Origin of the sequence: Paenibacillus helianthi, from assembly GCF_001909055.1 — a bacterium.
Lineage (GTDB): Bacteria > Bacillota > Bacilli > Paenibacillales > Paenibacillaceae > Paenibacillus_AQ > Paenibacillus_AQ helianthi.
This window is the reverse complement of record NZ_LVWI01000035.1, coordinates 1-12,334: the sequence shown is the minus strand read 5'-3', so window position 1 is coordinate 12,334 and position 12,334 is coordinate 1. Positions and strand designations below refer to the sequence as shown.

The window sequence follows — 12,334 nt, the reverse complement described above, 5'->3', positions numbered from 1 at the left end:
CCATCGAGATGTTTCCGTCCACTTGAGTGTTTAAGGAGCCTGCCTATGAAGCCTGTTTCTTTCAATCTATTCGGACAACGCTTAACCATTCTGCCCAAAATCATTATCTCCTTCCTGGTTGTGCTTATTCCCATTCAAACGCTCAGTCTGATGATGAACCATTCGAGTGTAAACAAGGTTCAGAACGAAATCCTGCAATCCAGCGCCTCCAATGTGCATTTTTATCTCAGCTCGCTGGAAACGGAGATCAACCGGATTCTCCGCCTGGAGCGGGAATATATCAGCAGTGACGGTGATTTCCTCAAGGCGGGGGTCATTCCCGATTCGATGGACGATTATGAACGGGGCCAGACCATATTACGAATTGAGAACAAGCTCTCCATTCTCAAAAGCTCAAGCCCGTACATCAAGGATATCCGTATCTATTTCCCCAGTCTTGGCCGTACGATTTGGACAACAAGCTTCAGCAGCACCATCCCCGATGATGAGATCAGAGTGATAGCCGGTAAAGACAAGCGGACGCAATCTCCGTTTACTTTTGTGAATAATCGTCTGATTCTTGGAATGCTGTATCCGACTACGGGAAATGACATGATGTTTATGATAGAGGTAGAGCTGTCTATACCGCTATTGCAGCAGTCCATGGCACAAATGTCAGGCAAGAAAAATGCCGGCTCCATTCTCTTGAATGAACCTGAACAGTGGGTTATAGGGGATACGAAGGATGAATCCATCACCCAATCGATCCGCCAATGGGTATCCGGACAACAGAAGCGTCAGACGGCAAGCGGAATGGACCGGATTGAAATGGACCATAAAATGTATCTGATTTATTATGAGCAATCGGAGTCTCTTGGCCTCACGCTTGTCCATTATGTGCCGGAAGCGGAAGCATTAGGTGTGTTGAAGCAGTATCAGAGCTGGTATTGGGTCATTACGCTGGTCTCTATTCTGATTGTTTACATATTTTCCTATGGAATCTTTCTGCTTATCCATAAGCCGATGCGGCGGCTGGTCAACTCTCTGGCACAGGTGGGGGAAGGGAATCTGGAGCTCCGCCTACAGCACCGTTACAATGATGAATTTCAGGATGTATTTCAGCAGTTCAATACGATGGTAAGCCGGATCGGCACCCTGATCGGGGAGGTATCGGAGCAGCAGACACGCTCTCAGCATGCAGAACTGAAGCAGCTCCAGTCCCAGATCAATCCTCATTTTTTATATAACAGTCTCTTTATTCTGCTGACGCTAATCCGGCAGGAAGATAAAGACAGTGCGGAGCGGCTGGTGCTTCACATGGGCAATTACTTTCGTTATATCACCCGTACCGGCGAGGACGAGGTATCACTGGAGAATGAAATGATGCATACCCAGGCCTACGCAGGTATCCAGTCCTTAAGATTCCCGGATATTCAGATCCGCTGGGGTGAAATACCGGAGGCTTGCCGGATTGTCCGGGTTCCCCGGCTCATCCTGCAGCCTCTGGTAGAGAATGCGTATCTGCATGGACTGGAGAAGATGGAGGGACCTGGGCTGCTGCTAATTGAAGTGGAGCACCATGAGAATCTACTGATGATTCGAGTAGAGGATAACAGCGGGCATCTGAATCCGGAAATGATTGAGGAGCTGAACCACCGGCTGCACACGATCGCTTATTCGGGGGAAACAACCGGAATGTTCAATGTACACCGCCGCCTGCAGCTCAGATATGGGCAAGCCTACGGTCTGGAGCTCGCAATAGGTCATTCGGGAGGGCTCTGTGTAACGCTGCGCATCCCGCTCTAGCCCTGCTATAGAAGGAGGATTTCATGAGTAAGTTATTGATTGTGGACAATGAGAAGATTATTGTGGACGGACTGGTTGGGTATTTTCTGGATCTGAAGCTGGATGCGCTGGAGGTGTATGGCACGCATTCCGGTAAGGAAGCGCTCCGGCTGCTGGAAGAGACCAAGGTGGATATTGTGCTGTCCGATATCCGTATGCCGGGAATGAGCGGGCTGGAGCTGCAGCAGCAGGTATCACAGCGATGGCCGCATTGCCGTATGATTTTTCTCTCCGGCTATGATGATTTTCAGCTGATCCAGCAGGCTATGCGCGGAGGGGCCGGTAATTATATTCTGAAGACCGAAGGGTATGAGGTTATTGGAGCGGCAGTCATAGCTGCACTCCAGCAGCTGCAGGAAGCTGTCCGCTTCCAGAGCTTGATCGAGCGCTCCAGAGAGCAGTTTCGCTCCACACTGCCGTATATGGGCAAAGAACTGATGAATCGTCTGCTGCAAGGGGACCCGGTTGCACTGACCCAGCGTGTGAAACAGTTCGAGCATCTTCAGATTCATCTGGACAGCCAGTCTCCGGTGCTGCTGTTCCTCACACGTATCGATCATTGGCGGGGAATAACCGCCCCGTCTGACCGGGCGCTGATCATCTATTCCATCCAGAATATCGCCGCAGAATATCTCCATCCGTTCTTGTCGTGCTACTCTTACCCCTATGAAGCTTCACGGATGATCTGGTTTGTTCAACCCAGAGAGGACGAGAGTCTTACGGAGACGGACAAGCTGCGGCGGCGTTCTCTGCTGTTCCTCCAGCACTCGCTGGAGGATATTCAGGCGGCTTGCCATCAACTGCTGAATATTACACTTTCCTTTGCCGTCGGCAACTCCTTTCACGAATGGGACGCACTGCAGGAGCCTTTCGAATCGCTGAAGCTGCTGCTGAACCGGGGGCTTGGCATCAAGGAGGAAGCGATTCTGCTTGAGACTGCGGATGCCGTCCATCCCGCTCCCGGAGAGAGCACCCCGAGACATGCACCGGCAATTTCCTTTCAGATACATAAATTGCAGGAGCATTTGGAGAATGGGGAGCGGGGAGAGTTCTACGATCTGCTTGGTCATATTCTCGGGCTGCCGGTGCGGGCGGACGGAAATGAAGAGATGATCCGGCTGGAGGTTGCCTTATCACTCGGCGGGATGTATTTGTCAGCCATTAACCGGTGGGGGATCTGGCAGGAGATTGCCAGACAGCTGGATCTGGATCTGCTCTTCCGTATAGGGGCAGAGAGGGATTGGAATGAATACAAAGCTTACTTTATTCAACTGGCCGATGTGTTGTTTGATTGCCGGACCCTTCAAAGTACGAATCAGGAGAATGACATCGTTGAGAAACTGGAGCATTATATCAGCAGTCATTTAGCGGAGGATTTATCCATGACCAGACTGGGCATGGTCTTCAACCATCATCCCTATTATCTCTCCCGATTGTACAAGCAGACCACAAAGACTGGTCTGCTGGATTACATAACAGAGCTGCGGCTGAATAAAGCGAAGCTGCTGCTGCAAGAGAGCGACTTGCGTGTTCAGGAGGTTTCCCAAGCAGTCGGCTTTATTTCTGAAGGGTATTTTTACCGTTTTTTCAAGAAAACAGTAGGAATGACGCCGAGTGAATACCGCGAGAAGCCCAAACTGTAAATAAGACAGTTCATCTGTAAATTGAATAGTAGAGAGGCTGATTTCCCCCATGCTATGGTTATTTTGGCAACACCATTATTATAGAAATGGGTGATGACATTGAGTAGAAACGCATGGACGGGAAAAAGAAAGAGGGCCTCTTTGCTTCCAGCTGTGATAGCCTTAGTGCTGCTAGGGGCAACCACAGTGAGTGCCGGCGACACCTGGCCGTTCACTGGTGAAAGCGCTCACGGAGCCAACCAGCCTAGTGTACATGGCTATACCAGCAGTCAGATTGCCAACTGGACCCCGCAAACGGATCCTGATTCTGCGCTGCTCCGGTCCCGCGTGCCACTGCAGACCCGAATCGCCCCGTTTACGGCAACACAGGCGAATCAGACGCTGAATCCTAGTGTGCAAATGGGAACCATTGCCGGGGATTATGGAAATGCTTTCATTGAGAATGCCCCCTATACTAACAAGTTTGCCCAATACCATTTCAACTTCTGGCAGTACACCGATTATTACTCTTACTGGCATGGAACAGCCACCGCATATACCCCTCCTTCCTATTACGACAGCCTGGCGCAGTCCAACTGGCAGGAGAAGTGGTTCGAGTTCGGGATGCTGAACATCCCGAATCCAACCTATACCGATGCCGCGCACAAGAATGGGGTTCTCTCCCTGGCAGGCATCTTCTTCTCCAATAATGACCGCGGTCAGCAGACCTATAAGCAGATGCTCGTTAAGAATGCCAGCGGCCAGTTCACGGTAGCCCTCAAGCTGATTGAAATGGCCCAATACTATGGCTTTGACGGGTTCTTCATCAACCAGGAAGAGCTGAGTCCAGATATCGCCGTCGCGGACATTCCGAATTACATCGCATTTATGAAAGTTCTTCAGGACGCCGGACTTTATGTGCAGTGGGATGATTCGGTCAATACCAGTACAGGTGCCAATACATTCGCCCGCACCTTCAATGCCAATAATATTTCCTTCCTGTATAACGGCGGGAAGCAGGTATCCAATTCCTTCTTTTTCGATTACGGGATGACCGGCACACAGATTACCAATGCAATCAATTATCTTAACAGCTTCAATACCACCAATGGCACCAGCTATAACATTCTTAAGAATGGATTCGCAGGGATTGAAGCGGGCGCCAACCGCTGGAGCACCACGAACAGTTCGCAGCTGAGCAGCAAGCTGAGCGGAGGCGTGCCCAGAGTCAGCCTGTCTACGCTCGGGGCAGATTTTGTGCATTCCGGCCTGGATGAGGATATGGGATTGTCTTATCCGGTCAGCCACCGGTCAGAGAATAAATATCAGTGGATGACGACCTTGCGTGAGCAGCTGTGGTGGTCCGGTCCTAATGTTAATCCGAAGAACACAACCCCATCTTCCACCAATACAGTTACTGATGTATACGCAGATAACCGTAATTGGCCGGGTGTAGCCTCGGTTATTGCTGAACGCTCGGTAATCGGCGGGAACAACTTCAGCACCAGCTTCAATACGGGACACGGGCTGTCTTACTACGTGAACGGAGCGGTCTCCAATACAGCGGAATGGTCTAACATGAGCTTGCAGGACATTCCGGTGACCTGGGAGTGGTGGCAGGATACAACCGGTAACCGGCTCGCTGTTGATTTTGACTATGGCCCTTCCTATGACCTTACCGGCACAACCCGGTTCAGCTATCAGCAAATCGGAGGCTACAAAGGCGGCAGTTCACTTGTGGTCAAAGGAAATCTGAATGCGGAGAATTTTCTCCGTTTGTATAAGACCGACCTTAGCGTAAATGCCAATTCCAAGGTATCTGTTACCTACAATAAGCCTTCCAATACTGACACCTCCACGATGTATATCGGACTTGTAACGGCAGCCAATCCAACTACAGTTGTCAAAATCGCTGTTCCCGGCAGCGGCAACAAGACCACAGGCTGGACCACTGCTGAGCTCAATTTGAGCGCCTATGCAGGCCAAAAAATCGCTGCGCTCGGCCTTGTCTATAACCCTGGCTCCGCCGCAGTTGCCAATTATCAGATGAACGTCGGCCAGCTCCGCGTGTATGACGGATCAGCAGTTTCCCCGGCAGCTCCAACCGGACTTGCCATCGCTTCTGCTTATCCGGGTACCGGAGAAATGGTGCTCAACTGGGATATGAACACCAACTATGCCCAGGTCAAACAGTATAACGTGTATGTTAATGACATTTTTATGGGCGGCAAATATGACAGTATGTTCTATATTAAGAAATTACCTGCCCAATCAGGCACCATCAAGGTTGTTCCTGTAGGTGCTGACGGTAGTGAAGGAACGGCTGCGACCCTCGCCTACAACCTGAATAATGCGGTTTCGAATCTGAGCGCAAGCTCACAGTCGAATGGTGATTTGACCGTATCCTGGACGAATCCGGCCGGGGTGGCAGGCCCGGTCAAGGTAACTGTTAAATCATTGAATCAAATCACGACTCCGGCGGCTGTCTCGGCTCAAACCACAGTTGCCCAAGGAACGACCTCGGCTACCTTCAGCAATATGCCGGTGAACGGGGATGATTATGAGGTAACTGTAGCCATCGGCAGCAATCTGCCGGTATCCAAAAGCGGCAATTTCATTGATGTGGTCTGTGCTCCTTATGCCGAGAGCTGGTCATGGAGCGGGAATACGCTGAATCTGCCTATGCCTACGACCCGGGATTGGCGTTATCTGTACGTGTATGAGAACGGAACGCCAAGATCCTTCGACACCACTTACAGCAGCGGCAGCAAACCCCGTATTATCCGGGGGCGCACAACCAAGGCAAGCCTGAGCTTCACCTCCACGGCTACTTCTGTATACGTGGTCATGGAAGACTATGCGGGCAATCTTTCGGCTCCGCTTACACTTAGATAGACGAATTCTAGGGAGGCTATTACATGCACACGAGCAAAAAGGTGATAGGAAGCAGTGGTCTAGCTCTTATTCTGGCCATGGTATTGGTATTGTCAGGCTGTTCCGACAATGAGGCCCAAGTGAACAATGAACCGAAGGCACAGGAAACAGCGGCCGGCACTGCCGGAACCAATGCCCCTGCAGGACAAAAGGACGGGAAGTATGATCCTCCGGTTGAGATTGTAGCGGCACAGCTGGCAGAATCCAACTGGGTATATGATTCCGGAGATGATATTAACAACAATGTGTGGAGCCGTTATTTCAGCGATACCCTTGGCATCAAGGTGAAGCTGGATTGGACCGCGGCCAAGGCAGAGGATTATACCAACAAACTGAATGTCATCATCGGCTCGGGAGATAATCTGCCGGATATGTTTCAGGTCAATTCCACTCAACTGCAGCAGCTTGTTGAGGAGGGCCAGCTTGCCGATTTGACAGAAGCCTTTGAGCAATCTGCCAAGCCGTTCACCAAAGAGCTGATGAACAAGGACGGAGGCATCGGGATCAGCTCCGCTACTTTTGACGGCAAGCTTATGGCGCTGCCTAATCTGGCGGGAACCATAACCAATAATGATGTGCTCTGGCTGAGATCGGACTGGCTGAAGAAGCTGGGACTGGCCGAACCTGCAAGCATCGGAGATTTGGAGGCTATCGCTGATGCCTTTGTCAACAAGGACCCGGATGGAAACGGCAAGAAGGACAGCTACGGGCTGGGCATCGCCCAGGGTCCGGTAATGACTGGAGGAGATGTTGCCGATCTCGGCGGCTGGTTTGCCGGATTTAAGGCCTATCCCGGAATGTGGGTGAAGGGCAGCGACGGCAAGATTGTCTATGGCGGCATTCAGCCTCAAGTCAAGGAAGCTCTGCTTAAGCTGCAGGAGCTGTACAAAAACGGACTCATCGACAAGGAATGGATTGTCAAGGATGGAGGCAAGCTGGGCGAGGATATCATTGGCAATAAGCTTGGCATGTGGTATGGCGGGAACTGGAATTCACTCTGGCCCATTGATGTCAGTAAGAATGCCGATCTGGTCAACTTGAAGCCTTATTCCATCGTATCTGTAGATGGCAGCAAGCCCGTGGTTCAAGCGGTCAACCCAACCGTCAACTCCTATACGGTCATCCGCAAAGGATACGAGCATCCGGAGGCGGCAGTGAAGCTGTTGAATGAATTCCAGGAAAAAATGTGGGGAGCAACGTCCGAGAATGCCAAATTCGGAGCAAATATGAATGTTACACCAGTTGTCAGCTACTTTAAATATCCGCTCGTGCAATCCTGGCCGACCACCAAAGATATTCCCGATAATCTCGATGCAGTGGAAGCAGCGCTCGCCTCTGGAGATTCCTCCAAACTGAACTCCGAGCAGATCGAAGCCTTCAACGCAATTCAAGCTTTCAAAAAAGGAGATATCGCCAAGGGCTACGGCACCATGCGCCAATTTGACGCTTTTGCCATTATCAAAAAAGATAATTTGCCGAATCAGCTGAAATCCGAGTTTTACGGCGCGCCTACCCCAACGATGGTGACCAAGAAAAGCTCGCTGGATAAGCTGGAGCAGGAGGTCTTTACGAAAATTATTATGAATAAAGGCTCCGGCGAGGATTTTGACAAGTTCGTAGCGGACTGGAACTCTCTCGGCGGTGAGCAAATCACCAAGGAAGTGAATGATTGGAAAGCCTCACATTAAAAGAATATCGGTGAGCGGAGGGGGAGGATTCTTCCCCTTCGCCTTATTTGAATGGCCTCATATCAATAAATGGATTGAGGGAGACGAAGAGAATGCGCTATCTGAGGAGTTTCAAAGAACATACAATCCTGCACCTGATGCTGCTTCCCGCTATAATTCTCGTGCTGGTCTACTGCTATTATCCTATGGCCGGCATTGTGATAGCGTTTGAGAAGTTCTCAGGATTTAAAGGGATGCTCCATTCCCCCTGGGTGGGCTTCGATAATTTCACCTATGTGTTTAAAATGCCGGAGTTTCTGCCGGTGCTGCGAAATACGGTATGGATCGCCGTGATGAAAATGATTGGGAATTTGATTGTGCCCATCCTCATTGCCCTGCTGCTCAACGAGGTGGTGCACACTTTTATCAAAAAAGGTGTTCAGACCCTGATCTATCTTCCCCACTTCCTCTCGTGGGTCATTCTGGCCGGGATTCTGAAGGATATTCTTTCGCCCTCCTCCGGTGTGGTCAATCAGGTGATTACCTTCTTCGGGTTCAATCCGGTGTTCTTTCTGGGGGATAATCAATGGTTCCGTTTTGTACTGGTAGCCACCGATATCTGGAAAGAATTTGGCTTCAATACGATTGTTTATCTGGCAGCACTTACCGCAATTAATCCTTCCCTGTACGAAGCCGCACTGATGGATGGTGCCTCGCGATGGAAGCAGACGCTGAATGTGACCCTCCCGGGGATATTGCCGATTATTATTCTCCTGGGGACACTGAGCCTGGGCAATGTGCTGAATGCAGGCTTTGACCAGATCTTCAACCTGTACACACCTGCCACCTATTCTTCGGGAGATGTGCTGGATACACTGATTTACCGTATTGGGATTGTTGATGCCCAGTACAGCGTATCTACGGCTATCGGACTATTCAAATCGCTGATTTCGCTATTCTTCATTTCGAGCTCCTATTATCTGGCCTATCGCCTGGCGAATTACCGAATCTTCTAACCAAAGGGGTTCCTGATATGTATAAACGTTCAAAATCCCGGATGCTGTTTATGATCTGCAATTATGTCTTCCTGATTGCCTTATCTATCGTTTGTCTCCTGCCTATGCTCAATGTGCTGGCGGTCTCCTTTAGTTCTTCGGGCGCGGTGAGTGCAGGTCAGGTCAACTTCTGGCCGGTGGATTTCAATCTCCACTCTTATGCAGTCGTGATGAAGTACGGCACATTCATGCATTCCCTGTTCAACTCAGCGGAACGGCTTGTACTCGGCTCTGTGCTGAGTCTTTTCATTTGTGTCCTTACCGCTTACCCGCTCTCCAAGGAAAACGATAAGTTTCCCTGGAGAAGCATTTATGCATGGATTTTCGTCATTACGATATTGTTCAACGGGGGTCTGATCCCTTCCTATCTGGCAGTAAAACAGACGGGGCTGCTGGATACGATTTGGGCCCTGGTTCTCCCTGGTGCCGTTAACGTGTTCAATGTCATTCTTGTCCTGAATTTTTTCAGGGGGTTGCCTAAAGAACTGGAAGAATCGGCCTTGATGGATGGTGCGAACCATTTGACCGTGCTCTTCCGCATCTATCTGCCCGTTTCACTTCCTTCGCTTGCGACCGTTGCGCTGTTAACAATGGTATTCCATTGGAATTCCTGGTTCGACGGACTGATCTATATGAAAAGCCCGGAGCATTATCCGCTCGCGACTTATCTTCAAGCCGTTACAATAGATGCCAATTCGCTGAAAAATATGAAAATGCAGGACCCGGATACCTTGAAATTCGTGTCGGACCGTACGGGACGGGCAGCTCAGATCTTTCTGACAGCGCTCCCCATTCTGCTTGTTTATCCATTTTTACAAAAGTATTTTGTGAAGGGTCTCGTACTCGGCAGTGTTAAGGGATAACTCCAGGAAAGGGAGGTCAGAGAAGCTTATGAGTGACAAGTCTAATCAGCGCTCCCCCCAAGAACGGGCAGAGCATCTGCTGGGACAGATGACCTTGGAAGAAAAGGCCGCGCAGCTGGTTCAGCCCTTCGGCTGGCAAGTCTACGAACATACCGAAGGAAAGATTACTCTTACTGAGGATTTCAAACGTCAGGTGGCAGAAACGGGCATCGGCTCGCTCTACGGCATGCTCCGCGCGGATCCGTGGACGGGAGTGACCCTGGCCAGCGGGCTGTCCCCGCGCCAGGGGGCGGAGGCAGTGAATGCGATTCAGCGTTATGCCATCGGGAACTCGCGCCTTGGCATCCCGATCCTGATCGGGGAAGAGTGCTCGCACGGCCATATGGCCATCGGGGCGACCGTATTCCCGGTTCCGCTGTCACTGGGCAGCTCGTGGAATGTGGACCTGTACCGGGAGATGTGCCGGGCGGTGGCGCTGGAAACCCGGAGCCAGGGTGGAACGGTGACCTACTCGCCGGTGCTGGATGTGGTGCGCGATCCCCGGTGGGGCCGGACGGAGGAATGCTTTGGCGAAGATGCCTACCTGATCAGCGAGCTGGCGGTGGCCGCCGTGGAGGGGCTGCAGGGAGAATCGCTGAGCAGCCCGGATAGTGTGGGTGCTACACTGAAGCACTTCGCCGGGTACGGCAGCTCCGAGGGCGGCCGCAATGCCGGTCCGGTGCATATGGGCTGGCGCGAGCTGCTGGAAGTGGATCTGCTGCCGTTCAAGAAGGCGGTGGAAGCCGGCGCGGTGTCCATTATGCCCGCCTACCATGAGATTGACGGCGTGCCCTGTACAACGAATACCGCACTCCTGGAGGAGATTCTCCGGGGGGGCTGGGGCTTTGACGGCCTCGTGATTACCGATTGCGGCGCCATCGAAATGCTGGCCGCCGGCCATGACGTCGCTGAGGACGGTTTGGATGCGTCGGTGCAAGCCATCACGGCAGGCATCGATATGGAGATGTCTGGCGTCATGTTCGGAGAACATCTCGTCGGTGCTGTCCGCAGCGGCAAGCTGGCGGTGGAGGTTCTGGACCGCGCCGTGCAGCGGGTGCTGGAGCTGAAGTTCAAGCTCGGCCTGTTCGAGCAGCCATACGCCGATCCGGAAGCGGCCGAGAAGTTCATCGGCAGCGCGAAGCACCGGGAGCTGGCCCGGAAGCTGGCTGCGGAGAGCATCATCCTGCTGAAGAATGAAGGCGGGACGCTGCCGCTAAAGGTCAGCGGGGGCACCGGTGACGGCGTCCGTGCGAGCGGTGTAGGCAATCCTGGCAGCGATGGCCGCGTCCGTGCGAGCGGCGTAGGCAACGGTAGGAGTGGCAGCATTAGTTCGAGTGGCGCGGACAACAGCCTGAGTGGCTGCGTCAGTTCGAGTGCCACAGGCAATAGCGGCAGCGGGAGCACCGGCAAGGTTGCGGTCATCGGCCCGAACGCCGATGCACCGTACAATCAGCTGGGGGATTATACCTCACCGCAGCCGCGGTCCAGCATCGTCACCGTCTTAGACGGGGTCCGCAGCAAGCTTGGAGCGGAGCGGGTGCTGTATGCCCCCGGCTGCCGGATCAAAGGCGACGACAGAGAAGGCTTCGAAGCCGCCTTGGCTTGCGCCGCACAGGCCGACACGGTGGTCATGGTGCTCGGCGGCTCAAGTGCCCGCGATTTCGGCGAAGGCAGCATCGACCTGAAGACCGGAGCGTCAAAGGTGACAGAGCATGCCTGGAGCGATATGGACTGCGGCGAAGGGATTGACCGGATCTCGCTGGCCCTCTCAGGTGTGCAGCGGGAACTGTTCAAGGAAATTCATCAGCTGGGCAAGCCGGTCATTGTAGTCTATATCAACGGCCGTCCGGTGAGCGAGCCCTGGATTGAAGAGCACGCAGATGCCATTTTGGAAGCCTGGTATCCCGGCCAGGAGGGCGGCCATGCGGTGGCGGATATTCTGTTCGGAGACGTGAATCCCTCCGGCCGGCTGACCATCTCCTGGCCGAAGGATGTGGGTCAGCTTCCGGTGTACTACAACGGCAAGCGTTCACGCGGCAAACAATATCTGGAAGCCGATTCGCAGCCCCGCTACCCGTTCGGGTTCGGACTGAGCTATACGAGCTTCCGCTACTCAGAACTCCAGGTGGAGCCGCAGGCAATCACGGCAGACCAAACCGCAACCGTACGGGTCACCGTGACCAACACGGGAGAACGGGAAGGCGCCGAGGTCGTTCAGCTCTACATTTCCGACGTGGTGAGCAAGGTGTCCAGACCCGCGAAGGAACTCAAAGGCTTCCGCAAAATCACGCTGGCTCCAGGCGCAGCGCAAATCGTGGAATTTGAAGTCG

General features: G+C 52.6%; 7 protein-coding genes. All 7 read left to right on the top strand.

Translation table 11 applies throughout. From position 1 onward, the window contains the following. Positions 1–45: 45 nt before the first annotated feature. The gene (locus A3844_RS10745) at positions 46–1,785 is read left to right on the top strand and encodes a sensor histidine kinase (RefSeq protein ID WP_074107387.1); all 1,740 of its coding nucleotides are present in this window, start codon (positions 46–48) and stop codon (positions 1,783–1,785) included. Between the two features lie 23 nt (positions 1,786–1,808). Continuing rightward, positions 1,809–3,467 carry a response regulator gene (locus A3844_RS10740; RefSeq protein ID WP_074100247.1) on the top strand — a complete coding sequence of 553 codons (1,659 nt, stop codon included), beginning with the start codon at positions 1,809–1,811 and terminating at the stop codon, positions 3,465–3,467. A 141-nt stretch (positions 3,468–3,608) separates the two neighbouring features. Continuing rightward, positions 3,609–6,341, top strand: a complete 2,733-nt coding sequence (locus A3844_RS10735; RefSeq protein WP_341864889.1) for an endo-beta-N-acetylglucosaminidase — start codon at positions 3,609–3,611, stop codon at positions 6,339–6,341. A gap of 23 nt (positions 6,342–6,364) precedes the next feature. After that, entirely contained in the window at positions 6,365–8,068 is a 1,704-nt protein-coding gene (locus tag A3844_RS10730) for an extracellular solute-binding protein (protein ID WP_074107385.1), read from the top strand. A 92-nt stretch (positions 8,069–8,160) separates the two neighbouring features. Then, positions 8,161–9,063: an ABC transporter permease gene (locus A3844_RS10725; RefSeq protein WP_074085908.1), complete on the top strand. Its 903-nt coding sequence runs from the start codon at positions 8,161–8,163 to the stop codon at positions 9,061–9,063. 17 nt (positions 9,064–9,080) lie between these two features. Continuing rightward, positions 9,081–9,965: a carbohydrate ABC transporter permease gene (locus A3844_RS10720; protein WP_074107384.1), complete on the top strand. Its 885-nt coding sequence runs from the start codon at positions 9,081–9,083 to the stop codon at positions 9,963–9,965. Between the two features lie 28 nt (positions 9,966–9,993). After that, a partial coding sequence (locus A3844_RS31855; RefSeq protein ID WP_083606800.1) for a glycoside hydrolase family 3 N-terminal domain-containing protein occupies positions 9,994–12,334 on the top strand: 2,341 nt, incomplete at its 3' end.

Excerpts from the sequence above, each read along its gene's own strand:
- A3844_RS10740 (WP_074100247.1), top strand. The coding sequence starts at position 1,809 with ATGAGTAAGTTATTGATTGTGGACAATGAGAAGATTATTGTGGACGGA.
- A3844_RS10725 (WP_074085908.1), top strand. The coding sequence starts at position 8,161 with ATGCGCTATCTGAGGAGTTTCAAAGAACATACAATCCTGCACCTGATG.
- A3844_RS10745 (WP_074107387.1), top strand. The coding sequence starts at position 46 with ATGAAGCCTGTTTCTTTCAATCTATTCGGACAACGCTTAACCATTCTG.
- A3844_RS10720 (WP_074107384.1), top strand. The coding sequence starts at position 9,081 with ATGTATAAACGTTCAAAATCCCGGATGCTGTTTATGATCTGCAATTAT.
- A3844_RS10730 (WP_074107385.1), top strand. The coding sequence starts at position 6,365 with ATGCACACGAGCAAAAAGGTGATAGGAAGCAGTGGTCTAGCTCTTATT.